This window comes from Bacillus sp. C-3-6 (assembly GCF_054509685.1).
The window spans coordinates 2,994,544-3,021,227 of the sequence record NZ_CM137247.1 but is presented as its reverse complement, the minus strand read 5'-3'; the positions used below and the strand labels follow the sequence as shown (position 1 = coordinate 3,021,227).

The 26,684-nt window shown below is 34.7% G+C and carries 24 protein-coding genes, 3 pseudogenes and 1 riboswitch; of the genes and pseudogenes, 20 read left to right on the top strand and 7 right to left on the bottom strand.

What is annotated here, in order from left to right:
• Window positions 1-168: 168 nt before the first annotated feature.
• Both ACW0JX_RS15565 and ACW0JX_RS15560 read right to left on the bottom strand, forming a co-directional pair.
• Window positions 169-1,542, bottom strand: a complete 1,374-nt coding sequence (locus ACW0JX_RS15565) for a sensor histidine kinase (RefSeq protein ID WP_459244888.1) — start codon at window positions 1,540-1,542, stop codon at window positions 169-171.
• On the bottom strand, window positions 1,539-2,213 hold the full coding sequence (locus ACW0JX_RS15560) for a response regulator transcription factor (protein WP_033695812.1): 675 nt from the start codon (window positions 2,211-2,213) through the stop codon (window positions 1,539-1,541). The genes ACW0JX_RS15565 and ACW0JX_RS15560 overlap by 4 nt, the downstream gene beginning before the upstream one ends.
• A 271-nt stretch (window positions 2,214-2,484) precedes the next feature.
• Here ACW0JX_RS15560 and ACW0JX_RS15555 point away from each other — a divergent pair, with 271 nt between their 5' ends.
• From ACW0JX_RS15555 to ACW0JX_RS15505, 11 genes are all read left to right on the top strand, one after another.
• Entirely contained in the window at window positions 2,485-2,955 is a 471-nt protein-coding gene (locus ACW0JX_RS15555) for a hypothetical protein (RefSeq protein WP_088024236.1), read from the top strand.
• A gap of 20 nt (window positions 2,956-2,975) precedes the next feature.
• The gene (locus tag ACW0JX_RS15550) at window positions 2,976-3,299 is read left to right on the top strand and encodes a PepSY domain-containing protein (protein ID WP_000912131.1); all 324 of its coding nucleotides are present in this window, start codon (window positions 2,976-2,978) and stop codon (window positions 3,297-3,299) included.
• Window positions 3,300-3,540: 241 nt separating this feature from the next.
• On the top strand, window positions 3,541-3,702 hold the full coding sequence (locus tag ACW0JX_RS15545) for a hypothetical protein (protein WP_043315290.1): 162 nt from the start codon (window positions 3,541-3,543) through the stop codon (window positions 3,700-3,702).
• A 328-nt stretch (window positions 3,703-4,030) separates the two neighbouring features.
• Window positions 4,031-4,429, top strand: a complete 399-nt coding sequence (locus ACW0JX_RS15540) for a DUF1259 domain-containing protein (RefSeq protein WP_000589729.1) — start codon at window positions 4,031-4,033, stop codon at window positions 4,427-4,429.
• Window positions 4,430-4,934: 505 nt separating this feature from the next.
• Complete coding sequence (locus tag ACW0JX_RS15535; protein ID WP_001048563.1) at window positions 4,935-5,354, top strand: MarR family winged helix-turn-helix transcriptional regulator; 420 nt, start codon at window positions 4,935-4,937, stop codon at window positions 5,352-5,354.
• A 327-nt stretch (window positions 5,355-5,681) separates the two neighbouring features.
• Window positions 5,682-6,032 (top strand): DoxX family protein, encoded by a 351-nt coding sequence (locus ACW0JX_RS15530; protein WP_031312939.1) that lies wholly within the window; start codon window positions 5,682-5,684, stop codon window positions 6,030-6,032.
• 197 nt (window positions 6,033-6,229) lie between these two features.
• On the top strand, window positions 6,230-6,535 hold the full coding sequence (locus tag ACW0JX_RS15525; RefSeq protein ID WP_095690577.1) for a monooxygenase: 306 nt from the start codon (window positions 6,230-6,232) through the stop codon (window positions 6,533-6,535).
• 374 nt (window positions 6,536-6,909) lie between these two features.
• Window positions 6,910-8,076 carry a serine hydrolase domain-containing protein gene (locus ACW0JX_RS15520; RefSeq protein ID WP_459245788.1) on the top strand — a complete coding sequence of 389 codons (1,167 nt, stop codon included), beginning with the start codon at window positions 6,910-6,912 and terminating at the stop codon, window positions 8,074-8,076.
• Between the two features lie 91 nt (window positions 8,077-8,167).
• A complete protein-coding gene (locus ACW0JX_RS15515; RefSeq protein WP_459244887.1) occupies window positions 8,168-10,252 on the top strand; it encodes a serine hydrolase domain-containing protein in 2,085 nt (694 codons plus the stop codon).
• 550 nt (window positions 10,253-10,802) lie between these two features.
• Window positions 10,803-11,237 carry a hypothetical protein gene (locus tag ACW0JX_RS15510; protein ID WP_015055158.1) on the top strand — a complete coding sequence of 145 codons (435 nt, stop codon included), beginning with the start codon at window positions 10,803-10,805 and terminating at the stop codon, window positions 11,235-11,237.
• 237 nt (window positions 11,238-11,474) lie between these two features.
• Complete coding sequence (locus ACW0JX_RS15505) at window positions 11,475-12,176, top strand: YrrS family protein (RefSeq protein ID WP_095690579.1); 702 nt, start codon at window positions 11,475-11,477, stop codon at window positions 12,174-12,176.
• Between the two features lie 950 nt (window positions 12,177-13,126).
• Here ACW0JX_RS15505 and ACW0JX_RS15500 read toward each other — a convergent pair.
• Window positions 13,127-13,258: a hypothetical protein gene (locus ACW0JX_RS15500; RefSeq protein WP_255255480.1), complete on the bottom strand. Its 132-nt coding sequence runs from the start codon at window positions 13,256-13,258 to the stop codon at window positions 13,127-13,129.
• A 99-nt stretch (window positions 13,259-13,357) separates the two neighbouring features.
• Between ACW0JX_RS15500 and ACW0JX_RS15495 the strand changes: the two are divergent.
• Window positions 13,358-13,545: pseudogene (locus ACW0JX_RS15495) on the top strand (hypothetical protein).
• 492 nt (window positions 13,546-14,037) lie between these two features.
• Window positions 14,038-14,196, top strand: a pseudogene (locus ACW0JX_RS15490) (histidine phosphatase family protein); the annotation flags it as partial.
• Window positions 14,197-14,330: 134 nt separating this feature from the next.
• On the opposite strand, the gene ACW0JX_RS15485 reads toward ACW0JX_RS15490, so the two are convergent.
• Window positions 14,331-14,663, bottom strand: a complete 333-nt coding sequence (locus ACW0JX_RS15485; RefSeq protein ID WP_000511402.1) for a hypothetical protein — start codon at window positions 14,661-14,663, stop codon at window positions 14,331-14,333.
• 722 nt (window positions 14,664-15,385) lie between these two features.
• On the bottom strand, window positions 15,386-15,778 hold the full coding sequence (locus ACW0JX_RS15480) for a VOC family protein (protein WP_001145268.1): 393 nt from the start codon (window positions 15,776-15,778) through the stop codon (window positions 15,386-15,388).
• A gap of 111 nt (window positions 15,779-15,889) precedes the next feature.
• Between ACW0JX_RS15480 and ACW0JX_RS15475 the strand changes: the two genes are divergently transcribed.
• Both ACW0JX_RS15475 and ACW0JX_RS15470 read left to right on the top strand, forming a co-directional pair.
• Window positions 15,890-18,199 carry an AAA domain-containing protein gene (locus ACW0JX_RS15475; protein WP_459244886.1) on the top strand — a complete coding sequence of 770 codons (2,310 nt, stop codon included), beginning with the start codon at window positions 15,890-15,892 and terminating at the stop codon, window positions 18,197-18,199.
• A gap of 76 nt (window positions 18,200-18,275) precedes the next feature.
• Window positions 18,276-18,377, top strand: a riboswitch (SAM riboswitch).
• An 88-nt stretch (window positions 18,378-18,465) separates the two neighbouring features.
• Window positions 18,466-19,671 carry a M20 family metallopeptidase gene (locus tag ACW0JX_RS15470; protein ID WP_000501365.1) on the top strand — a complete coding sequence of 402 codons (1,206 nt, stop codon included), beginning with the start codon at window positions 18,466-18,468 and terminating at the stop codon, window positions 19,669-19,671.
• 166 nt (window positions 19,672-19,837) lie between these two features.
• Here ACW0JX_RS15470 and ACW0JX_RS15465 read toward each other — a convergent pair whose 3' ends face one another.
• The gene (locus tag ACW0JX_RS15465) at window positions 19,838-20,278 is read right to left on the bottom strand and encodes an Lrp/AsnC family transcriptional regulator (RefSeq protein WP_001178563.1); all 441 of its coding nucleotides are present in this window, start codon (window positions 20,276-20,278) and stop codon (window positions 19,838-19,840) included.
• 169 nt (window positions 20,279-20,447) lie between these two features.
• Here ACW0JX_RS15465 and ACW0JX_RS15460 point away from each other — a divergent pair, with 169 nt between their 5' ends.
• The 5 genes from ACW0JX_RS15460 (at window position 20,448) to ACW0JX_RS15440 (ending at window position 26,135) form a co-directional block, all read left to right on the top strand.
• The gene (locus ACW0JX_RS15460; protein WP_142307432.1) at window positions 20,448-21,212 is read left to right on the top strand and encodes an SDR family oxidoreductase; all 765 of its coding nucleotides are present in this window, start codon (window positions 20,448-20,450) and stop codon (window positions 21,210-21,212) included.
• A 281-nt stretch (window positions 21,213-21,493) separates the two neighbouring features.
• Window positions 21,494-22,090 (top strand): TetR/AcrR family transcriptional regulator, encoded by a 597-nt coding sequence (locus ACW0JX_RS15455; RefSeq protein WP_001042196.1) that lies wholly within the window; start codon window positions 21,494-21,496, stop codon window positions 22,088-22,090.
• 62 nt (window positions 22,091-22,152) lie between these two features.
• Window positions 22,153-23,295, top strand: a complete 1,143-nt coding sequence (locus tag ACW0JX_RS15450; protein ID WP_098126755.1) for an MFS transporter — start codon at window positions 22,153-22,155, stop codon at window positions 23,293-23,295.
• 358 nt (window positions 23,296-23,653) lie between these two features.
• Complete coding sequence (locus ACW0JX_RS15445; RefSeq protein ID WP_001072312.1) at window positions 23,654-24,220, top strand: TetR/AcrR family transcriptional regulator; 567 nt, start codon at window positions 23,654-23,656, stop codon at window positions 24,218-24,220.
• A gap of 58 nt (window positions 24,221-24,278) precedes the next feature.
• Entirely contained in the window at window positions 24,279-26,135 is a 1,857-nt protein-coding gene (locus ACW0JX_RS15440; protein ID WP_459244885.1) for an alpha/beta fold hydrolase, read from the top strand.
• A 175-nt stretch (window positions 26,136-26,310) separates the two neighbouring features.
• Here ACW0JX_RS15440 and ACW0JX_RS15435 read toward each other — a convergent pair.
• Window positions 26,311-26,459: pseudogene (locus tag ACW0JX_RS15435) on the bottom strand (IS4 family transposase); the annotation flags it as partial.
• Window positions 26,460-26,684 lie beyond the last annotated feature (225 nt).

Genomic DNA, 26,684 nt, shown 5'->3' with positions numbered 1-26,684 from the left:
TTCTGGGGTTTTATTTTGATAGTTTTTTCGCATGTATATTAATTTAACAGAATAGGTTGTCCAAAATGATAAAATCGATGATGTTTAAAATGCGTCAGTTATTTTTACATAAGGATTGTAGAGAGCCTTTGAATCAATCTTTATTCTGAAGCGACAGACACGTATAAATTATGCTCTTTTTTCAATTGGTAGTTTAAATGTAAAAGTACTGCCTTCTCCTAATTTACTTTCAACCGTAATTTCTCCTCCATGTAGTTCGACAATCCATTTTACCATCGACAATCCTAAACCTGTGTTTCCGATGTTTGAAGATGTTCGTGCTGCGTCAACTCGATAGAAGCGGTCCCATATTTTAGTAATATGTTGCTCGCTGATGCCGATGCCATTATCGGAGACTTTACCTATTATGTTGATTTCATCACGGAATAGTTGCATATGCACAGTTCCGCTCGCTTTACTATAAGCAATCGCATTCGTTAGTAAATTCATTAATAAACGCATCATCAATGTTTGATCTGCTTTAATAAATAGGTCTTCCTCTATATTAGTTGTTATATCAATCGAAGCTTCTTGAACCATTAATGAAAGCTCTTCTACAACGATTTCCGTTAATTCACTCATATTGATACATTCAAATTGGAAAGTATTATGGTTTCCTTGGTCAGCTCGTGCTAATAATAAGAGTTGTGAGATTAGAGCGGACATTTTACGTGATTGTTTTAAAATTACTTCTAACGATTCTTCCATTTCTTTCGGATTATTTCTCTGCGATAAAGCGTATTCGCATTGCGAAATAATAACAGATGTTGGTGTTCTTAATTCATGAGATGCGTCAGATGTAAATTGTTTTTCACTTTCGAATGATGTCTCCAATCGCTCAAACATTTTGTCAAAGGTTTGTGCTAAATGATACATTTCGTCTTTCGGTGAACCTTGTAAATTAATTCTCTTCGAAAGGTCTTTACCATCACCAATTTTACTGGCTGAATCACTCATTTGTTGCACAGGTCGAAACGCCCTTTGCGTAATAAAATATCCTCCGAATGCCGCAATAAGAATAAGTAATGGGAATGAGATGATTGTTACCACGATAAGCGTATTCATCGTTGAGGATAATTGGTTCATAGTCATTATTCCACGAACCCAGACTTGCTCATCGCCGCCTGCATTATGGAGAAAATCATATACTATCCATTCTTTATTGCCGTCTTTAATGGTTTGTATTTCATCGGATTTAAGCGATATCTTTTTATTAAAGCTTGTTGGACTATGTCCTACCAACAGCTCACCTTGTTTACTATAAATGCTTATATTTACTCCATCTTCTAAGGTTTCAAAATCATCGTCAATCTTTAACTGCCCATGCTTATATTCGATATCTTCCATGCTTTCTTTTACTGTGCTCTTTAATTGATCTTTCATATTAAAAAGCAAAACTTTATCTGAAGAAGTTAAAATAAAAGCTAACACGAGTGCCATAATAATTACAATTAGCCCCGTATACCACAGGGTCACTCTCATTTTTATTGATAGTCTTTTCATGATTCTACTCGCAATACGTAACCAGTTCCGCGCACTGTATGAATTAACTTCGTTTCAAACTGGCTATCAATTTTTTTACGAAGATAGCGGACGTAAACATCAATAATATTCGAGCCGCCGTCATAGTCGTAATTCCACACATGTTGCTCAATTTTATCTCGTGTCAGCACAACTTCTTTATTACGAATCATATATTCTAAAATAGCAAATTCTTTACTGGAAAGAGTGATAACTTGGTCTCCTCGTGTTACTTTATGCATATTGCAATCTACCACTAGGTCAGCGATTTCAAACACATTAGATGTATTTCCTGTTTTTCTTCGCATTAACACTCGAATTCTTGCTAACAGTTCATCAAAAGCAAACGGCTTTACTAAATAATCATCCGCACCTAAGTCGAGTCCTGTTACACGATCATCAATTGTATCTTTAGCTGTAAGAAGCAAGACAGGAGTTGCATTATTGTCCGCGCGTAATCTTTGTAATACGCGTAAACCATCTATTCCGGGAATCATAATGTCAAGGACAATCAAATCGTAGGTAGCCATGTTTATATAATCCAGGGCATCTTCTCCATTCCCACATGCATCGACACTATAATGTTCTGCATTTAATCGTTTCACCAATATATTTTGTAAGTCTTGTTCATCTTCGACAATAAGAACTCGCATTAACATTCTCCTTTTCTTCTTATTAATATGTATCACTATAATTCCAAAACATTAAAGAAAGATTAGAAACTAGTTAATTATATCATTTTATCCCGCATTAACGGGCAGTAAGACTACTCCCTCAAAATTCAGTGAATGCGAGGGAGTTAGGTAGGGATTAACTGCCTGTAAAAGCCTTCACTTTATTTTTTTGTACATTAATCTTCCTTTAATGTTTGTTCGGTAATATAAAGGCAAGGATAAGGTGCACATGTAAAGGGAGGAAAACAGAATGGGAAAATGGATGCTGATGGGAGCAATGTCCTGTTTATTTTTAACAGCTTGTTCTACTCAAGTTGATAACAATACAGAAGTACAACAACTGAAAGTGGAAAATGATAAATTACAAAAAGAAGTCGCTCAACTACAACAAGAACCAAACAAAACACAAGCTGCTACAAATGATAAGAAACAAATACAAGATTTCAAAAACGAAGTCTCATCTATTGTAGAAAAGGCAAATAACACGAAACCAGTTGGAGCAAAAGAAGATAACTTAAATACGTACTTAGCAGCAAAAAAAGAAATTGACCAATTGGATGACAAGATAGATCTATCTGATAATCAGCTAGAAGCAGATTATCACGCTGGAACGATAACTGTTGAGCAATATCAAACGCAAGAAAAAGAACACGATATACTGGAAGATCAATTAGAGCAAGCAGAAAATGCACTTGAAGCAAGATTTGGAATAGATGATTAATCATTAAGGAGTGGATGAAAATGTTAAAACATAAAAAGAAAATAATTATAAGTGTAATTGCTATTTTAGTAAGTGGTATTGCTATTGTTGGTGGATATTATGGTATGGGTTACAATTATGCAAAAAAGAATGAAAACTACACAGAGAAACAAGTTCGTGAAATTTCTTTAGCTCATACAAATGGAGAAATTATTAATGTGAAAAAAGAATTCGAATTAGAAGATGACAACTTAGCACAATCAAAATTTGAATATGAAGTGGAAATCAAGACACCTGATAATCTGTTAAATATTTTAAAAGTTAGTGCTAGAACAGGTACAATAGAACTCAATAATGAAGATTAAATAAATATCGCGTATTTGAAAAAACTCCGAACAAAATTTGTTAGGAGTTTTTTCATGTTTATACTTTACTATTTTGAAATGTGGAAAATCTTCATACTTCTACAATCTATATAAATGGCTCAAGCTTCACATCTTATGAATTCCTTGAAGCGCTAAACCTAAGCAAAATAATGAACTATCCTATGGAAGAAAGTTGAGGGAGCTAATCGCATATGTTTTATTGAAAGGATGTGATTGAATTATGGAACGGCCGAATTGGGGAATTGGAGGATTAGTATTTGTTGGCTGCATGTTTCTTGGCGGAGGAGTGGGGTCTATGTTAGGTGATGCCCACAATGGATGGCTAATAGGGATGGGCGCTGGATTTCTTGGTATGGCTTTAACGAGACTAATCAGAAAGTAATATAATTGGAATTCTTCTTCCGGTAAATAAGGAAATATGTATGTAAGTAATTAATGGCATAAGAGCTCTATAAATTATAGTTAGAAGCTTCTCTATTCTAAATTTCTCCATACATAGATATGATTCTCAAATCGGAGAATGGCACCTTAAGGTGTCTTTTTTATGCTCTTTAAAAATGTCTTAACATATATAGCCGAGTTAATTTAAATAATCAAGAATAATTGAGCTAATAGCTTTCGGTAGATTGTCATCATTTTTTTTTTATAGATTAGATTCATTACCGTTTCAGACCTATGTATTCATTCATAACCTAACAGTAAAAGGGGGGATGATTAAAGGTATGGCGTTTAATGATGAATTAATTTGTCAACAGTTTGCAAGAATTATCGGCGGGCAAGAAGGATTCGCCGGTGGGAAATGCGTGGCAACAATAAACAGGGATGAAATACGAGCAACAATCTTGGGAAAACGTTTTAGAGTAACAACTTCCTTTTCATTCGAATCACGAGACAATAAAACTGGACGGGCATTATGCCTAGGCCGAGTAGCACTCTTACAAAAAGAAGTCACTGAATTTGTGGCGACAATTATTAAACAAGGAATAATTGTTTCGTCTATACACAATGAGTGGTTATGTGATGATCCAAATTTGATTTACGTTAATATCGAAGACGTTGATGATCCACTAAATTTTGCAAGAAAAGTGAGAAGAGCATTGTGCAATTAACTAAGTTTTTTAGTTAAATGAGTGATTACGTTAAATAGAAGATTTCAGCGTGTTGAATGTTATATTTGTAAAATAGATTTAAGTGGATGGTTTTATAAAACGAAAGAAGGTGTTTCATATTTGGAATGCCTTTTCTTTATGTTTTCGTTGCTAATGTGGGTGGTTAACGGATTATATGCTGTTTATCTTGCAACAGCAAGAACTGGATGAGGTATCTTGAAAGGTGTTTGACAGTCTGTAGATACCATATTTTATCAAATTTTATTAGAATATCATAAAACGACAGGGGAGAAATCGCCAGAGAAATACGTCAGATTAGTTATTCCTGCTATAATCTAAGGGTGCGATTTTGTTTTCGAAAAATAATAGGTAAATCATTTGACAATTAAAATAATCTACTTTAATATATGTGCCATAGCATATATATGGTGAAACAAATACATTCATTGTGAATGATTGACTGGTATGCTATATCCTTTTATATCTTAATTTATAGAGGTGATATATGAACTTACATGATTTAATAGGCTATCTTGTTCATCGTACTGATGTGAAAATGACCAATTATTTTACGAAGAAATTAAAGCCTTATGGAGTTACGCCAGAGCAGTGGGGGATTATTAGTGTTCTTTGTAGCCAAAGGAGCACTACTCAAAAAGAGTTGGCGGAAGCTATTGATAAAGATCAAACTACTGTTGTTAGAATGATACAGTCAATGGAGAGAAAAGGGATTGTAAAGAAGGCTTTGAATGACCAAGATAGGCGTTCACATAACCTTTTTTTAACTGAAAAAGGTGACGAGTTAAAGAAAACAATCTTGCCTGTAGTGAAAGACGCTCACCATTTCGTTACGAGTAATTTGAGCGAGGAAGAAATTAAAGTATTACAATCGCTATTAAACAAATTGTATGATACACACTATTAATATTTGTTCCTTATTGATGCTATGCTATTCATAAGGAACAAACTTTGTTTTAGATATTATATATGCTATAGCATATATTTTTCGTTTGGACGAATGGGAAGATAACTTTATTTTGTATCATATCTGATTCAGGTTCATTTTTTTGCTTAGTACCAGTCAAATTTTTGGATTATATATGCTATAGCACATAATTTTCGGCCCTTTAATATTGAGAAGGGTAATGTAAATGGAAGCGACTTCCATACGGGTGATCTCAGGAAATAGGGTAAAGGTAGTGACTACTACCTGAACAATACTGAGTTTTTATCAAATAATAAGAAAGGTGTGATTACTATTTTAATTTTCATCAATATTGTAAAAGTAGTGTTGTTTCTGTTCTTTTTAATGACAGGAATGAAAATTATATCCGGGAAAATGGCAGATGAGTTCAAACGATTTGGTTTACCTTCGTTTTTTAATTTCTTAACTGGAGCTTTTGAGATTGTAGGAGCGATTGGAATGTTGATAGGAATCTGGATTCCAGTAGTAGCTTTATGGGCAGGATTGTTATTAGGCGGTACGATGCTTGCAGCCGCATTAACTCTAATTGTATTAGCGAGAGATCCTTTTAAGAAAGCAATACCTGCGCTTGTTTTGTTTGTCCTTAGTTTAGGGGTAAGTTTGTATCATATTTTTTAAACATAACTGAAAACTATTAAACTTTCACTTTATGCGTTCAAGTTACTATCGTTTTGTGATTATGTTACAAATAGGGGGGATTCTCCAATTAGTGCTTGAATAATAATAGCAATACGAATTTAGACATTACGATCATTCGGATCATAATCAGTAAAAGAATGGCAAGAATTTTATATTAAAAATAGGAGTGAGTGAAAATGGCATATTTATTACAAGTTGATTTTCCGTTTGAAGGTCCTTTTGGTGAAGAAATGGAAAAAGGATTTTGGGATTTAGCAAATAGTATTAACGAAGAAGAAGGATTCCACTGGAAAATATGGACTGAGAATGAAGAAACAAAAGAAGCTGGAGGCATTTATATATTTGAAGAAAAACAAGATGCTGAAAAATACGCGGAAATGCACAAGAACAGACTTGAAGCAGCTGGTGTTAAAGATATTAGAGTAAGAATTTTTAACATCAATGAAAAGTTAACTAAGTTGAATCGTGGTTTTATTAAATAATTCCGACAGTCGGAGCAAGCGTAAAAAGGAGGGGGATAATCCCCTCTTTTTTAATTCTTAAATTGATGGTGAGGGGGCTCGCATAAAAAACAATCAATTATAAAAGTGATTTTGAACGTAAGGAATTTGTAAGGAAGAGGTAAGAAAAAAGAGATTTTCATTGTGTAAGATGAAAATGTAAAGAAGAGTGAGAGGAGAAAAATACTATATATTTCTATAAAAAACAAATCAATTAATAAGACTTGTTTGGAGGAAAAGAGACATTACAAATTCAATGTCGTCCTTTTGCAGTGGGTTAAGAAGAAAGCTGTGTGATTAGTTCCAAACAGCAAATAACCATTTATACAATATGAATAGGGGAGAGGATTATTTTGATGAAAAAGCATAGTCACATTACATGTACAGGCTTAGCTCTATTAATAATTGGAGGTTCCCTGTTTTATACACCTCTAACCTCAAATGTAAAAGCGGAGTCCATTCAAAATGTATCTAGTTCGTTACAAACAAGCACCCAAAGAGATCGTAATTCCGTCAAAGAGGCAATGCGGGATACATTGAAACTAGGATATCCAGGGATACTTGCTAAAACTTCTGAGGGTGGAAAAACATGGAGTTATGCGGCTGGTGTAGCTAATCTGAGTACCAAGAAAGCAATGAAAACAGATTTTCGTTTTCGGATTGGCAGCGTGACAAAGACGTTCACTGCAACAGTTGTACTTCAATTAGCGGGAGAAAACCGCCTAAATCTAGACGATTCTATTGAAAAATGGTTGCCTGGTGTCATTCAAGGAAATGGATATGATGATAAACAGATTACTATCCGGCAATTATTGAATCACACAAGTGGTATCGCTAATTACACAAGGTCAAAGGATTTTAATATGATGGATACAAAAAAATCTTATACTGCTGAAGGATTAGTAAAGATGGGAATATCCATGCCTCCAGATTTTGCTCCAGGAAAGAGCTGGTCGTATTCAAATACAGGATATGTATTACTAGGAATTCTTATTGAAAAAGTAACTGGGAATAGCTATGCGGAAGAGATTGAAAATCGAATTATTGAACCACTTGAATTAGCGAATACATTCTTACTTGGAAATTCAAGCGTCATTCCAGGAACCAAGCATGCCCGTGGATATATCCAATTAGACGGAGCAAGTGAGCCAAAAGATGTTACTTATTATAACCCAAGTATGGGGAGCTCGGCCGGAGATATGATTTCTACAGCTGATGATTTAAACAAATTCTTTTCTTATTTACTTGGGGGCAAGTTATTGAAAGAACAGCAACTAAAGCAAATGCTTACAACAGTCCCTACAGGAGTAGATGAGCTTGGTGATTCCGGGCTTGGAATTTTCAAAATGAAGCTTTCAAACGGTGAATCGATATGGGGGCATGGAGGAACCATTCCTGGCTTTTTAACTTTTGCTGGAGGCACACTTGGAGGCAAGCATACATTGGCAGTCAATTTGAACAGCCTTAAAGCTGATACTCCTGATCCTTTTAAAAATATTTTACTTGCTGAATTTAGCAAGTAGTCTAAAAGTAAAAACGGGTAAAATTTATCATAGTTTCATAGTTAAACAAATGAATGATGAAAACGATCAATTATTTAAGGAGGTATCCGTGATGAAAAATAAGCTAACTGGTGTGTTAGCCACTGCATTAGCGGTAACTATGATTCTACCAACAGGAGCGAAAGCATTTTCTGAAAGTAAGACTACTGTTGTAACTGGTGAAGAAGTAGCTAGTCAGGAACTGAAGAAGATTGCAGCAGAGAAGGCGGAGCTACTTACGAAGTCCCATGGGGCAGCTAGCGTGCAGTATGCACTAATTGATAATGGAAAACTTATTTTGTCGGGTCAGGCTGGCAAGAACGATATGGAAGGGGAAAAGCCGCTAACCAAAGATACTTTATACGGGATTGGTTCAGTTAGTAAAATGTATGCAACAGCGGCTGTAATGAAATTGGTCGATGAAGGAAAAGTCGATTTGGATGCTCCTGTTGTCCGCTATGTTCCTGATTTTAAGATGAAAGACGGTCGATACAAACGTATTACACCGCGTATGTTATTGAATCACTCCTCTGGATTGCAAGGTTCTACGTTAGGTAATGCATTTTTATTTAACGATAATGATACCTATGCCCATGATACTTTGTTACAGCAATTGTCAAATCAAAACTTGAAGGCGGACCCTGGTGCTTTCTCGGTATACTGTAACGATGGTTTTACGCTGGCCGAAATTTTGGTGGAAAGAGTTAGTGGTATGAGCTTTACTGAATTTCTACATCAAAACTTTACAGGGCCTTTAAAAATGAATCATACGAAAACGCCGCAGGACAAATGGAGGGATGAAAATCGGGCTGGACTATATTACCCGGCGTACCAAGGGCAACTTCCAATTGAATCGGTGAATGTTATTGGTACGGGAGGTATATCTTCCACGGCAGAAGATATGGTGCGATTCTCACAACTATTTATGGGACAGGGAAAAGGAATCCTCTCTGATAAGGTAGTTAAGGCAATGGAGCAAGAGGAATATAAAAAAGGAATGTGGCCGGGGGCTAGCGAGAATATTTTTAACTATGGTCTTGGCTGGGATAGTGTGAAACTATACCCATTCAGTGAATATAGGATCAAAGCTTTGGCTAAGGGCGGCGATACGGCATTGCAACATGCTATATTAGTCGTGCTTCCGGAACAGAAAATAGCAGCGGCTGTATTGACATCCGGTGGACGGAGCTCTACAAATCAGCTAATGGCAACTGAATTGCTGCTCGCTACGCTTAAAGAAAAAGGTACTATTAAGGAAATCAAGCCGAACAAATCCTTTGGTAAGCCGGTCAAAGTCAAAATGCCTCAAGGCGTAGCAAAGAAAGCTGGATTTTATGGTAATAGCGAAACTCATTTCAAGATTGAAATTACGAAGAACGGTGAACTATTCTTACCATTTAATCCAGAAGAAAAATATGTATATACTGCTGATGGAAGCTTTATTAATGAGGGGGGTACTTCCAAGCTCAACTTCGTAACCGAGAAGAATGGAAGAACTTATTTGAAGGAGAGCGCATATAAATCTCATCCAGGTTTAGGGCAAAGTGTGATGACCCACTATTTAGCTGAGAAACTAGAAGATAACGTGCTTTCGAAGAAAACCGCTGCTGCATGGGCAAAGAGGGAAGGTGTCAAGTTTTATCGTGTAAACGAGAAATTTAGTTCTATTCAATATCTTGTTCAGTCGAAACATCTTAGTACTCAAATTACTCGCAAGGAAGGCCCAGCAGGCTATTGGGATGGCAGAAAAATTACAGGTCCGAACACCGCGGTGCATCAGATTCAAGTACCCGTGATGAATGGTCGTGATACGACGGAAACGCATTTCTATACAGAAGGCGGCAATGAATATATGGAGATGGCTGGATTGTTATACGTAAGTGAATCTAATGTAAAACCAATTGATGTAGGCCAATCATCCAAAGTTACGTTGGATGCAAATGGGCATGCGAAATGGTTTACAATTCCACAAGCGGCAACAGACAAAAGGATGACCGTGACGCTGCCATCAAATGGTTCATTTGCGGTGTATGATGAGAAGGGAGTTTGCGTCAACTTCACCATTGTGAGTGGCAATAACAAGGTGGAACTTCCGAAGAACGGAACAATCGTATTCGCTGGGGCACCGAAATCGGAATTTGCAATCTCGGTGAACTAGCTATAATTTAAGATGATCTTAAACAAAACCAGTACGGTACAGAAAAGATGTATTACTGGTTTTGTTTGTATTTATGCATTCTCAATGAAAAAGCTTGAATAATATCACTCTCAAGCACTATAAAAACATCAAAACTAGAAAATTAGTATCTCTAGAAGATGTACAGTTTTTTGGGAGTTGAATAATTTTAACAGCGTAGAGAGATTAAATTTCTACTCTTTTTCTTCTTAATTGGGGTACGACCTCAATTAAGAAGGTTTCTTCAATTAATAGAAATGTATGTACATACACATTGTATTTTTATTCCATAACTTTTAAAATTTTGTTCACGATAGTTTGATATTGTAAAAAAAGAAAATATGTGGCACGACATCACTTTGTTTTTTATACAGCTTTGTAATTAAACTATAGTATTGTATTTTTTTTCATTATTGAAATTAGTAATAATAAAATGTATTATTGAAAAGCACAATTTATAATTCAAGTAATCAAGCATATGTACCTATAATAATTTGAACATTCAGAAATTATAATATTGTCTAAAAACGAGGTGAGATTCATAGAAACAGTACATATTAAGTGGTATGGCATGTATAGTATAAATGACTTTTATAATAGGGAAGAAGCTTCTAAGAAGGGGATATTTGCAATCTCTAGAGTATTTGCTAAGAATGTAACATTGCTCTATATAGGACAAACCAAAAGAAGCTTTATACAAAAGATAAGAGAACTTAATAAAGAGTGGACTTTTGATGAGAGCGAATTAAAGATTACATTAGGAATAATAGAATTTCCTAGTGGTGAAATTTACTCTGAAAAGAAGGTAAAAGAGATAAAATCTCTTTTGATTTTACGACATACCCCATTAGAAAACGAAACATCTTTATTATACTATAGAGGGAAATTTAATTTAAAAATTATAAATAAGGGAAGAAGAGGCTTAATTGTTAAAAAGCTTTCTACAGGAGATCTAATGTGGACGTAATTGGAATCACCTTTGAATAAAATTGAAGGTTTCTTAAGTGCAGAAGCTTATCAATTTTTAATGTATTAAACTATTTTGAATAACATATGTCAGATACTTGAAAAAACACAAATTATATTATGATATGAAATCCTGTATGGAAAGTGTAGTTTATTTCTATTGTTTAATAAAAATATTAAGAATTTTAGGGATAATACATAAAGAGTAGAGGAGAAAGTAAAAACGGAGGTTTGAAGAATGGGACAAGTAAGCAGATTTCAAGAAAAACAACAGAATCGTCGTCAAAAGGCAATTTTTAATATTGCATTTACTTTGGTATTAGTGACAGTTGGTATAGTGACATACCAGTTGTTTACCCCTTCTAATACATCAAAGAAAGCAATTGCTCAAGAAAAGAAAGTAACAAAGATAGAAGAGAAGAAAACTAAAGATAAAGAAACAGCAAAGATAGAAGAGAAGAAAACTGAAGATAAAGAAACAGCAAAGATAGAAGAGAAGAAAACTGAAGATAAAGAAATAGCAAAGATAGAAGAGAAGAAAACTGAAGATAAAGAAGCAGCACAGTTAGAAGGGAAACAAAAAGTAGAAAAATCGGTAAAAACGAACGGAACTGAAAATAAAGAGGAAGAAAAAACGGTATCTCAAGAAAAGGATCCTCAAACTAATCCTTCATGGAAGCCAATTGGTACAGAGCAAGGAGCAAAACCTGATATGAAATTTAAAGAAGGAACAGTAGATTGGAGTGAGATGAAAAAAGCAATCTCTTATGCTGTTGATGTTCCAGAGAGCCAATTGATTTTCGATTTTATTGGAAATAATGGTAATAATAAAGCCTACGGTAATGTACGAGATAAACAAAGTAATAAAAAATATAAGGTTAATATTGATTGGGTAGAGAATCAGGGGTGGAAACCAGTATCTGTACAAGTGGTAAAATAAATAGTAGAAATGTAATTATATGTTTAAAAGTTTACTCTTGTAAAACTCATAAAAGAGTTTGTTTCAATCAGGACCCTTTTGCTATGTTGACAGGATTAATTACTCAGGCTCAATTGTGAGATCCTGATGCAGACAAAGTTCGAAGTTTATTAAAATCTATCTAATTTAGTGCTTCGAAAGGTTCAAAATTGCATTTTTAAAGCATTAAATAATTAATGGTACCTTTTGAAATATTTTTGGTCTCATTTCATTAGAAACAATTCCGTCTATATAATATCTTAATGCAAGGTTGGCCTATGTTCTATGAAGATATTAAAGAATTATAGGAAACATTGATAAACGGGAATTATTTTTATTACAATATTTATGCATCTTTAGGCCTAAATAGCTGGGTATTAGCTAAGAAACTTGAGATATTAGACTCCTATTAAGTTAAAAATGGTCTTAAGTGTACTTCCCATAAAGAAAATTATGTAAATAAGCTGTCCATATGGGCAGCTTATTGTATTTTTTGGCTTAGCTTGTTTTTTTCGAAGTGCTGGCGGTTCCTCTACAAGTATTCTTGCATTTAAATTATTTTTAATATATTATATTTATATGGTTATATAGAGATTGATGTATACAAAAAAGACTCAAATCTATTAATAAGATTTAAGTCCTTTTCAAAGATAAAAAGATTGTACCGAAATGGAATACAACTTATACTTTTCTTTTTAATATGTATCTAGTAAAAAGACATTTTTTATCAATAAAATTGTATTTTCAATATAAATGGAAGTTCATTTATATTCAATGATAGGAAATAGTGGGTCTAGAACATAGAGGAACAAAGAACCATACAGAGAAATCTGAAGAACCTGAAAGCTATTGTATGTAGTTTGTTCATCTCAAGTACAATAAAAGAGTCTTACCTCTGTAGGCAAGACTCCACTAGTATCGTTGTATAATATTTACATATCAACTAAAAAACAAAAACCATATAACACCAAGTAGCAGAATCCTAATATTCCTCCTACAGCTAATACTTGTTTAAACCAACTTTTAAATTTTACATTACTATAAATACCTTGAACTTTTTCCATATTTCCTCCTATTAAGGAGAACCCTTAAAGACTCTCACTTCGTTATGGTACCATTAAAGAATGACTAATAGAGGTTAAATATTGTCAAAATGTATAAATATGCAATATTGCATACAGAAATGTATTGTTACAAATGTAAGCGTTTACTATAATAAGGGTATAAAGTTTAATCACATCCCAGTATTAACAAAAGAGGAGGAAATAATATGGAAATCGCAATGGCAGTTTTAAAATTTATAGGTGGAGCAATCCCATTAGTTCAAGAGCTTCTAAAAGCATTTATGTAAATTCACTATTTAGCAATTATTTATAAAAATTATCATTCGTATGAGTAAAGCCCCTTTAACAATATTAGGGGGCTTTTTAAATTTCTAAATATTTAAGGTTACGTCACATTAACATCAAGTTAAAAGTAAATTTTAAGAATAAATCTATAGAGGATATTTTATAGTGAATCAAGATCCTTTTACAAAGTTGTAGGCATTAAACTCCTACGGCTTTTATTATACTTTATTGAAGTAAAAAGTCTCTTCAGAAAATCTAAAAGGACCTTTTTAGATTTTTAAATACATGACCTACTGATAACTGGGGGGTGTAGAGAATATATATTTGATTTTTAAACAAATATGACAAATTACATGTGTAAGTTAGGTCGATCTTTATCGTAGATTAAAGGGACTTGAATAAAGTTCTTTTTTATTTGTAATCACATCCCAGAGTGGCCCCTAATACCGGGAATTGTTTCCTATCCCCTTATACGCTAAGATATTTTTGGAAGTAAAAACCCTAACTTAGACCCCGAATTTGCTTTAACGTGAGGAGAGTCTAATATCGACTGTCAGAAACGTGCTATAAAAGTCTTAAAAGAATTATTAAACACCTACCGAGGACAGAAAGTAGTATTAGGCACTCATGGAGCTGTAATGACTTTGATGTTGTATGAGCTTAGCTTGATAGCGATGGGGTACCGCCAACAAGACTCGAATTTTGCACGCTAAGCAAAAAAACAATAAGCTGTCCACATGGACAGCTTATTTACATAATTCTTGTTATTGGAAGTCGTTTTGAAATTCTATATGTTTACTTTTTTCTTGTTCTTACGAATAAACCACAACACCACAGTTAAAAATAATAAAAAGCTCAGTAAAAAGAGCGGTATTTTTTGAATAAAGAAAAATCCTTTCCAAAAATCTAACCTAGTACTATCAGGAGAATCTGTTGCCATCCCACCTATAAAAAAAGACAACGGAATAGTAAGTATATTTATCCCTAAACCGATCATTACGAATGATAGATTTTTACTCCAGATTTTTGGTAATGCAGCCATAATAAATAAAACTAATGCAGTACCAATTATAAGAAACAGTACTCCAAAATAAAATGCAAAATATAAAATAATTCCCATAATCCCCCTCCAAGACTTTAATTGTACCATCAATAAGGGCAATTTTGGATGAATATGATATTCGTATATAGTGAACACAACGCCCCATTATCGGTAGCAAATAATTTCATAGAATCCTTGTATGTACAGGGGTTCTTGTTTTTTGTCTATGTATCTCTTATATAGGATTTTATACATCATTGATATAGCGGGGATATGAGGGATCCTCGCTTTTCTTTTTTTTATAAAATTTTGTATGAAAACAGTTGAGTTATAATGCTTTATGCTGAAAAATAAAAACTTTTCTTTGAATTTGAAAAGAAGGTGTTACCTTGTCAAGTGTTGAAGAAAATGAGATAGCAACTTTTGCTACAGATAGTGTAGCGGATACAGAACACGAACTTCATCACATGAGGGTCATCCGAAATCGGTACTTGAGTTAATCGTCAGCTGAGGTCTTTGGAATTGAATTGACGGGTAACTTTAACAAAATAAGGAGTACAATTAAACAGCCTAAAATATGCAAGTTTTTATGCGGAACTGCTTGCGTATTTTGGCTGTTTTTGCATTCGTAAAAGATACTGCTATAAGTAAACAGCATTTTTGAATTGCAAAATACCCCCATGACATCAATAGTATAAGTACCAAAAAACGATAATAAAAACTGTATTCATCAGTTTCTACTCCTTATGTGGATCATAAAGTTATTATCCCGTTTATTGTGGGCTGACTAAAGTTTCCCTTTATCTCTCCGTCTCAAAAAACTCAATCCACTCCCCATCAGGACCAGCGAAGAATATGTAACGTGTTCCATCTGGTAATGTTTCGATTTCTTCTCCTAGTAAAAAGGTTACGCCGTGTTTTTGTATTCTTTCAATTTCATCCTCTAATGAATCTACCTTAAAGCAAATGTGATGTACTTTTCCTTCTGCTGGCAAGGAAGAATTGTAGCCTTCAATGAGTTCGAGTATCGTTTCTTTCGATTCTTCCACACCTAAAAAAGCGAGTTTTAAATCTGGATTCGGGTGCCCCATACGTTTAAGGAGCTGTAAGCCGACTACTTCTTCATAAAATGAGATAGATGCTTCTAAGTTTGCAACCATAAGTCCTACGTGTTCAATTCTTCTAACTGGCATGTAGATTCCTTCTTTCTGAAAATTATATACAATATATTATTGAAAATTAAGAAAATAAGCAAGATAAAAACCTTACAAATTTTAGCGTGTTGTATGGTATAGTGAGAAAGTATGTTTGGGGAGAAGGAAGGAGATTATACGATGAATACAACTACTCAAACTCCTTCATTATCAGAAACGATGAAAGAGTGGCATTATGCATTAGCATATGAAATTAAACATTGGAAAACGATAGGTGGTAGTAAAATTTCTATCATGAACGGTCGTTTTTTATATACAGATTATGAGAATACAGTGTATATATTTCAGCTTATTTCGGAAGTAAGCTTACCTGAAGGTTCACCAATTCGAATTGAGTTCGATGGTGAGGAAGCGACAGGAGAAGTATTATCTGTACATGGATTAGAAATAGAACTGAAATTAAATGATTATATACAAGGTGAAATAAGAGAAGCGGTTTTATACAGTGAACCGTGGCAACTTTTAGAGCAACTGCAAGAGCGATTGAAAGAAGCACGTAAAGATAAGCTGAAACGTAATCGTATAAAGCGTCTTGTTGATGGGACGAGCAGTCCGAAACATATTGAGAAGATGAAAAATCCGAAAAATGAACTGGCATATCGTTCGTTTTATAATCCGACAACGTACGTATGGGGACCGCCGGGAACAGGGAAGTCTTACAATTTATCACGTATTATTTCGGCTCATTATCAAAAAGGAAAATCGGTACTTGTGTTAGCTCATAGTAACGCGGCAGTAGACGTATTAATGAGTGAAGTAACGAAGCAAATTGAAAAGAAAAAGAAATGGACGCCTGGCGAAATTGTTCGTTACGGTTATAGTCAGCATGAACATATACGAAATCATGAAACGTTACTTGCATCTAAGTTAGTTGAAACGACGAACGGATCTTGGGGTGAGGAAAGACTCTATTTAGAAGAGACACGACAAGATCTTCGTGAAAAAATCTTATCGTATAAAGCAACATCTGCTGATAAGAAGCGTATACAAGAGATTGAAAGTGATCTTCGAAAGCAAAAGGCTAAAATTAAAGAAGTAGAAAAAGAGTATATTGAAAATGCGAAAGTAATTGGTGCAACTTTATCGAAATGTGCCATTGATTCACTTATTTATGAGCGTACATTCGATTTAGTTGTCGTAGATGAAGTGAGTATGGCGTTCGTTCCGCAAATCGCATTAGCTGCTTCACTTGGAAAACGTATCGTCGTTTGCGGTGATTTTTTACAATTACCTCCAATTGCGATGGCGAACCATGAACTCGTTCGCAAATGGCTTGGGGAAGATATGTTTTACCATGCTGGGATTGTTGAGTCTGTTAATAAATTAGAAGCACATCCGAACCTGTTTATGCTGCAGGAACAAAGACGTATGCATGCGGATATATCTAAGTTTACAAACTCATTTATTTATAAAAATAGAGTTTATGACCATCCGTCTGTTTCAGAACGTAAAGAACTTGCGCGATTGCAACCGTTCGCAAATGAGGCGAGCGTTTTATTTGATACGAGTCAAATGGGAGCCTTTTCGTTAAAAGACGCTGCTTCTGGTTCACGTTTTAACATTATGTCTGGTTTAGTAGCGATGCAAATGATGTTGATCGGACTGTTAGACGGTGTTCAATCCATTGGTGTTGTGACGCCTTACAGGGCGCAGTCTCGCTTTTTATCGACGTGTATTAGAGAAATGTTGCAGAGAACGAAATATCAAAACATACCAGTTTTAGCGGCGACAGTTCATAAGTTCCAAGGTTCTGAAAGAGATATGATGATCTTTGATACAGTTGACAGTTATCCGCAGGAACGACCTGGCGTATTATTCTTTGATCACAAAAACCATCGCCTCGTCAATGTAGCAGTGACAAGGGCGAGAGGGAAGTTCATTCAATTATCAGATTGCCATTATATGCGTAAAAATCTTTCTAGAAAACAAGCGTTATCGCAATTAACAGCTCATATAGAACGTCATGGAGATGTGTATGATCGCACGACATCAAGACAATTGTGGGAACGGAAAATTTCGAAACGTTTACGCTGGTTTATGGAAATGAATCTTGAAGAGCCGAAAGGGCTATTAAAAGATATTCTAGCCGCAAAACGAAAAATTATTATTTCACTTCCAAGTACAAAACAAGTGGATAAGCGAGTATGGCAAGCGTTAATGCGTACAAATGCACAGATAACAGTTTATAGTGATGGACCAGTTCCACTGAAAAATGTAAAGTTACAAAGACAAAATAAAGCATTCCCGTTTATCGTAATTGATGATGAAATCTTCTGGGCAGGCGCACCGCTCACATCTCAAATGATATTTGAAGGTAGCACGGAATTTCCGTACGTATGTGCAAGACTGCAAGCACCAGAAACAATTGGTGTATTAAAAGGATTTTTAGATATTCGGTAAATTCGGATAGGAATTCCTTGACTTTTACTTGGAATGAACTTAGAATAAAAAATAATTTAATATAATTTTATGAAAATTCTTATCACGAGAGGTGGAGGGACTGGCCCTATGATACCTCGGCAGCGGATTCGTTATGAATACTGTGCCAATTCCAGCAAGGTAACTTGAAAGATAAGAAAGAAGCTCATTTTGACTGTATATACAGAAGCCTCTTTCTATCTTTTAGAAAGAGGCTTTTTTACGTGAAAATAAAAGGAGGAAGAACAATGGGAGCGACAGGAGTAACGTCACAAAGAAAAACAATTGAAGAGAGTATCGAAAGAAATAAGGAAAAGTACATAGAAACAAGTCATGATATTCATGCGAATCCAGAGATTGGTAACCAAGAGTTTTATGCATCTAGAACGTTAAGTTTATTGCTAGGCAGTGCAGGATTTCAGTTGCAGCACAATATAGCTGGACATGAAACGGGATTTATCGCGCGAAAAAGCTCTGGAAAACAAGGACCAGCAATCGCATTTTTAGCGGAGTACGACGCTTTACCAGGACTAGGCCATGCGTGTGGTCACAATTTAATCGGCACAATTAGTGTTGCAGCAGCAATTGCATTATCAGAAACGCTTGAAGAAATTGGCGGGGAAGTTGTTGTGTTTGGTACGCCAGCAGAAGAAGGCGGGCCAAATGGTAGCGCGAAATCAAGTTATGTAAAGGCAGGTTTATTTAAAGACATTGATGCGGCGCTTATGATTCATCCGAGCGGAAAAACAGCGACAACGAGTCCTTCACTAGCAGTCGATCCACTTGATTTTCATTTTTACGGAAAAACAGCTCACGCTGCAGCTTCGCCAGAAGAAGGGATTAACGCATTAGATGCGGTTATTCAGCTTTATAACGGTATTAATGCACTTCGCCAACAACTTCCGTCAGACGTGAGAATTCATGGCGTCATTACAGAGGGAGGAAAAGCACCTAATATTATTCCTGACTATGCCGCAGCAAGATTCTTCATCCGCGCAGCAACGCGAAAAAGATGTGCAGAAGTAACAGAAAAAGTAAAAAACATTGCTGAGGGAGCAGCGTTAGCAACAGGTACAAAAGTAAAAATTCATCAATTCCAAAATGAAATCGATGAATTACTCGTAACAAAAACATATAACGATATCGTAGCGGAAGAACTAGAACTATTAGGTGAAGATGTAAATCGTAAAGAAAGAGTAGGGATCGGTTCAACCGACGCAGGAAACGTAAGTCAAGTCGTACCGACAATTCATCCGTACATTAAAATCGGACCAGATGATTTAATTGCACATACGAATGAATTTAGAGAAGCAGCACGTTCAGAACTTGGAGATAAAGCATTAATTACATCGGCAAAAGCATTAGCAAATACGGCGTATCGATTAATTACGGAAGAAGGGTTGTTAGAGAAGGTGAAGGAGGAGTTTAGAGAGGCGCAGAGGAATCAAGGGTAAGGGGATTAAAGTGCTCTTTTCAAAGAGTAATCTAATTAATAAGTAGAGATACAAAAAGAACATTGAAATATCAATGTTCTTTTTTGTTTACTAGTCATTGATTTTGTTGGTTTTTCTCAAGAAAGAGAAACTTTTACTGTTAGTGAGGATAATACGTATCCCTTTATCAAAACGACAATTTCTCCTCAAATTCACTCTTTAATACTATTAAAGGAGATGACAAGCCAAATTGCATTAAGGAGTCTAAAAATGCAGCGAGGGAATCCATCGAATCGCTCATGACCTTCATCATATAATTAAATTCCCCACTAATTCGAAATAAATCTGTTACTTCAGGAGCTGCATTACAATACTGGATAAAATCAGAGCATTGGCTCGTTTTAAACATGATGAATGCTTGAATGTTTTTATTAATTTTTGCAGGCTCAAATTTCGTTCGATAAGCCGCTATAACTCCTTGATCTTCAAGCTTGTTAATACGTTCTTTTACAGCAGGTTGCGTCATGGATATAATTCGTCCTATTTCTGAAACAGAAATTCTCGCATTTTCATACAACAAGTTCATAATTTTATGATCGATTTCATCCAGTTTTACGGCGTTTTGCATTGTGTAGCCTCCTTATTTTTGTTTTCTAAAGTAAATTACGAATTATAACTATAATATCATAAGCGAATGGACTAAATTACCTATAAATCTATATTTAAAATGATTGGTGTTTACATGAAAATATAAGTATAGGTTTTTATCAAACGGAAATTTAGGAAGGATGGAAAAAATGAAGAATCTTGATGGAAAAGTAGCGTTAGTAACAGGAGCGAGTCGCGGAATTGGCCGTGCGATTGCGATGAGATTGGCGAAAGATGGAGCATTAGTTGCGATTCACTACGGCCGAAATAAAACAGCTGCAGATGAAACGATTAGTGAGATTGAATCTAATGGAGGAAAAGCGTTCTTAATTGAAGCTGAACTCAATTCAATTGATGGTGTCAAAAAGCTAGTAAAACAGTTAAAGAATGAATTACAAATAAAAGTTGGTACATCAGAGATTGATATTTTAGTAAACAATGCAGGGATAGGTACACAAGGAACGATTGAAAATACGACAGAAGAAGTTTTTGATGAAATTATGTCTGTGAATATTAAAGCACCATTCTTTTTAATTCAGCAAACATTACCATTAATACGAGCAGAGGGTCGCATTATTAACATTTCATCAGCTGAAGTAAGGCTTGGTTTTACAGGCTCAATTGCATACGGCTTAAGTAAAGGTGCGCTTAATACGATGACACTGCCTCTAGCTAAACACCTTGGAGAAAGAGGTATAACAGTGAATACAATTATGCCTGGATATACGAAGACAGATATCAATGCAAAATTGCTAGATAATCCAGAAATACGAAATTTTGCTACAAACTCATCTGTGTTCGGGCGAATAGGGCAAGTTGAAGATATTGCAGATGCAGTAGCATTCCTTGCTTCTTCTGATAGCCGCTGGGTAACGGGGCAGATTTTAGATGTTTCTGGTGGGTTTTGTTTATAGGGGCACTACTCCATACCTATCAAGATAATCAAGTAAATTACTAGTTATGAAACGATCCTTGTTTCATAACTAGTAATTTATAGAAAGGTAGGGATGATAAAGAAGTCTATTAAAACGTGATTTTTTCGCTAGGCAATTTGAATAAGGGGGCTATTTTTCATTATTCGTAATCTAAAATAATCAAATTTTATTTTACAGTAACAATAAAACAAAATTATTGACCGCATGGTACAAAAAGGGTATTCTATTCATGTTATCTTTAAAATGAGAGGAGGATACGATTGAATAAACGCGGCAGACCTCGAGAGTTTGATTATTCCTCAATTGTAGATGTTGCAATGAAAACATTTTGGTTAAGAGGATATGAAGGGTGTTCTACACAAGATTTATGCAGTGATACAGGACTTGGAAAAGGAAGTTTATACAATACTTTCGGTAGTAAACATGAACTGTATAAACAAGTATTAGAACGCTACCATGAAATTGGGATTAGGGAACAAAGGAAATTGTTACATACTTCAATTCCAGTTAAAGAACGATTAAGTAATTTTTTTGAATGGGCATTGAAAGAAGACTTTGAGAATATGGATCAAAAAGGATGTTTATTGATTAATGCCAGTATAGAACGTGCTAAAAACGATTTAATGGTACAAGAAATTTTCTCGAAGCATGTTGAACTTCTTAAACAAGCTATTGAAACAGTGATGGAGGAAGGATTGCAAACAGGTGAAATTTCAAAGAAGCAATCAGCTGAGGAATTAGCTAGTCTGCTTTTAAGCAGTTATTACGGATTCCGTGTTCTTAATGTATCGATGCAAAATCGGATGTTGTCTGAACAAGTTATCAAAGGAACAATAGAGTCTATTTGTGGCGCTTAGTGCGCTCTTTTTTCGCACTATTTTTGTACCGATCATTACAATAATGAATAAGGAGTGTTTTTATGCCATCGATTATTTATTTATTAGCTTTAGCAATCTTTTGTATGACTACATCAGAATTTATGGTTGCAGGTATGATGAATGAACTTGCTCTTGCATTCCAGGTTCCTGTATCATCTATTGGGTATTTAATTTCAGCTTATGCAGGAGCAATGGTAATAGGAGGCCCCATTTTAACTGCAATCCTCTTACGAATGCGCAGCAAACAAGCATTATTGTTTTTAATGTTCATATTTTTAATTGGTCAATCGCTCGGAGCTATCGCTTGGAACTATGATATTATGATGATTTCACGTATTATAACTGGTATTGCTTCAGCTTCAGCTTTTGGAGTTGCGATTTCCTTTTCTGCGACATTGGTTCACTCTGATTCAAGGGGAAAAGCTGCATCAATTGTACTTGCAGGTTTAATGTTCGCAACTGTATTAGGTTTACCTATAACGACCGTTATTTCGCAATATTTTGGCTGGCGTATTAGTTTTGGGGCTGTTTCTGTTCTTGTGCTAGTATCAGGGATTATGATTCAACGGTTGTTACCATCCTCTTCAAATAAAGAGCAATTAAATTGGAAAGACGAACTTCTGCGATTTAAGAATATTCATCTTTGGGCAGCGTATATAACAAGTATGTTCATTATTGGTGGTACGTTTGCAGCATTTAGTTATTTCACTCCTATCTTTACAAATGTTACAGGGTTTTCAAGTGCAAGTATTCCATATTTACTTGCTCTCTATGGTAGTGCGACGGTAATTGGGAATATAATAATTGGCAAGTTTGCTGATAAATTTACAATGAAAATACTTACGGGTGGATTAATTATATTAATCATAGCGTTGTCTTTATTTGCTTTAAGTGCAGAGAATAAATACATTGCAGTGATTTCTACGATTTTTATTGGTTTAACTGGTGTAGCATTGAATCCAGCTATGGTTGCGAGGGTGATGAAGACAGCTAGTAATGGCATAATGATAAATACCGTTCATAGTTCTTTTATTACGCTAGGTATTGTTATTGGTTCGTCACTAGGTGGTATTGGGATCAGTAAAGGATATGGTTTTGTATCTCCGCTATGGATTGGAGCTTGTTTAGCTATCCTTGGGGTAATTTCGTTATTCCCATATTTACATAAAAGCAAGGCAGATTAAGATGTTTAAAATTTCTTTATATGGGGTACCGCCGCATCACCATCAAGCTAATACTTCCATATTCCCCTAAATTAAAATTTTCTTTCTCTACAGATAGCTATTCTGAGAAGCCGCTCATTTTTTCGTTTTTGAGGCATTTCTTTTTCTTAAGTTGATGGGCAGGTATGGTGACCTCTATTAGACGATAGTGAATGAACAATTTCGGGGTTCAGTTCAACTTTATTCAAAATAAGATTTTTTTGCAGTAAAATTAATGTTAGTGGAACTTTTTTAATCAAACTTTTTTAAAAATTAACATAAATACTTGCGATATTTAAATTAGTACTATATAGTTCTAGTTATGACAAAGATAAAATTAATGAATCAAAAACGTGTGATTGAAGTAGCTGCAACATTATTTTTAGAAAAAGGGTTTGCTTATACAAGTATGGATGAATTAGTACGTGTAAGCAAAGTTTCAAAGTCTAATGTGTATTATCACTTTTCTAATAAGGAAGTATTATTAGAAGGGGTCGTTGATTATTGGATTGAAATGTATCAATCTGCAATTGATGACATACTTTCTCAGAACCAATTTTTAGTTGAAGATCGTATCCAACTGTTTTTAAAGCAATTATCACAAGGAGTTCAGTCGAGAGAGTATAAGGGGAGCTGTCCATTTATTACTCTTTATATTCAAAGTCCTAAACAGGCCACGCAAATAAAAGAAAAAATAGGTCTTTTTTTTACAGGATTACAAAAGAAAGTTTCTCTATTACTTAAACAAGGGGTAGAGAATGGAGAATTTAGAAATACGATTAATATTGATGAGGTTGCATCACTTTTTATTACAAATCTTGAAGGAGCGTTATTTATTTCAGAAACATTGAAGGATGCAACTGTAATCACGAAAACAGCAGATCATTTTTTAAAATTGCTTCGATAAAAGAAGCATTTTTTTTACATCAAATTAGTACTGATTAGTACTAAAAAGGAGATCTTATATGAGAACACTATTTTTAATTGGTGGAACAGGCTTTATTGGAAAGCAATTAGTGAAAGAATTAGCCAAAGAGGATGTTAAAATTCTTCTTTTAGTGAGGTCGAAAAGTAAAGCAATACGCCTTTTTCAAGAAAGAGGCATCTTAAAAAAGGAAGTTATGCACTTTATTGAAGGTGATTTGACGAAAATAGATTTAGGTCTAAGTGCTGAAGATAAGGAGAGGGTATTGAAAACGGATGTGATTATTCACGCAGGAGGCCCCATGGATATTCAAGCGACAAGTAAAGAGGCAGCTTCCGTATTTTTAAATGGTGCCAAACATATTAGTGAATTAGCTAAAAGTATTCATCAATTGAAGGGCTTGCAACAATTTATTCATGTTGTAGGTTATATGAGTCCCTTTGATGATAAAAATAGCAAGATTGCAATTGATGTGTTTAAAGAAGGAAACAATTATTTGAAAATAAAAAATTCATATGAGAGAACAAAATTTTTAGCAGATCTTTATATCCGTCACCAGGCATCAGCAGTAGGTTATCCGCTTTCTGTAATTAATCCGCCAACTGTAGTCGGTAGTAGTAAAACAGGGAGTACAGAACAGATAGCAGGATTAGGTTTGCTTGTGATGAGTATGCGAAGAGGGCTCATGCCAGTGATTCCTGGAGGTAAGGGATATAGGTTACCACTTATTTCAAACGATGAGCTTGCGAAGTTTATTGTGCAGGTTTTCAGATTGGAGCAACCGACTATTCAAACATATACACTTGTTGAAGACAAACAGTACGATCAGAACATCGCTGAATTATTAAGTATTATGTCGGAAAGTATGAATATGAGGGCACCAAAAATCTCTGTCCCAATGCCACTTATGAAAGCAATTATGAATAGTGGAGTAAGTAAAATAACAAAAATTCCTTCTGATGGACTGAATTTTATTACAAAACGAAAATTTTCAAATGTTTCAGCGAAAAAAATTATGGGAGGAGATTGGTTTAAGAAGAGGAGTGTAATGAAATTTTTCCCTGCCGTAGTAGCTGATCTGGATTATCGAATGATGTATCAAAATGGCCGGCATAATCATTTATTTAAACGAACATTATGTGATAACAATACCCTTTACCAATTACAAGGAGAGGGTAAACCGTTTATATTATTACATGGTTTATTGAGTGATGGAGAGGACTTATTTCCTTTAGCACAAGAGCTTCATGAAAAAACTGGTCAACCTGTATGGATCTTGGATCTTCCAGGTTTGGGACGGTCTCCTTTTAAACAAGAGAAAAATCTTCTAGATATCTATTTGAATGTAGTGAAAAAGTTATTGGAGAAAGCTACGAATGGTGCACATCTAATTGGCCATTCATTCGGTGCGTTTATTCTTCTGGAAGCATTGGTACAAGAGTACATAGATGAGAAGTATGCAATCACTTTACTTCAGCCACCTGTTGCTAAAAAAAATGCTAAATCGCTAAATGTTCCTCAATTTATAAACAAATGGACATTAAAATTGGCAACTACTAATTTGATAGGGCGTTATTTATTAAGTAATGGTTTGTTTGAAAGTATGGAGAGTATCCCTGAACATTATATTGAAAAAATAAGAAACAGTTTTACTTCTCCCAGAATTTTAAATACTACGGTTCAGCTTAACAGTGTACTACTGAAAAACGATCAAGGTGATTTCAATGAAGTAACAAAGTATAATCTTCACATTATTTGGGGGGAGTATGACAGAGCCTATTCTGCTCCATCGCATCTTGGTAAGGTTGATTTTGTTCCATATGGCCATCATTTTCCTCTTAGCCATCCGAGTGAAACGGCAACATTAGTAATAAAAAATAGTAATACTAGCAGATGAGAGTGTGGGATAACTAAAAAGTGTGTAGTAAGATCGTTGTGTCTTTGAAATAAAATCGTACTGTTTGGGGTCCCGCCACATAGCTATCAAGTTAATATTTTAAATTACCCCCATAACGAAAATTTTATATCACTACAACAGTCATTTATGAGAAGTTAGGCCATTTTATTTATTGCTATGCTGTTTTCTTGTGACACAGAGTACAATTATAGGCAACATCTAAAATATTAAAGACTTTCTTTTTTTCATAACAGTGGAACTTTCGCCGTTTTTCTGTAGGAGGATAAACAGGCGAAGCAGGATTACTTGAGTTGAAAGCTCTTGATACAATCCGATATAAGCTTCGTAAATTTCGTGGGTTTGTCCTGGTTATAGCTGGAATGAATTTGACAATTGTTACAGAAAAAAGAACTGACATTCTTACAAATCTGGAAAATTGATAATGGCTGTTTATGAAACTTTCAATATTTATAATTAAAGTTGGTGCTACTTCTTTATTGCATTAGATAGCAATGTAATTTATAATACGTTTAAATGATTAAATTATTA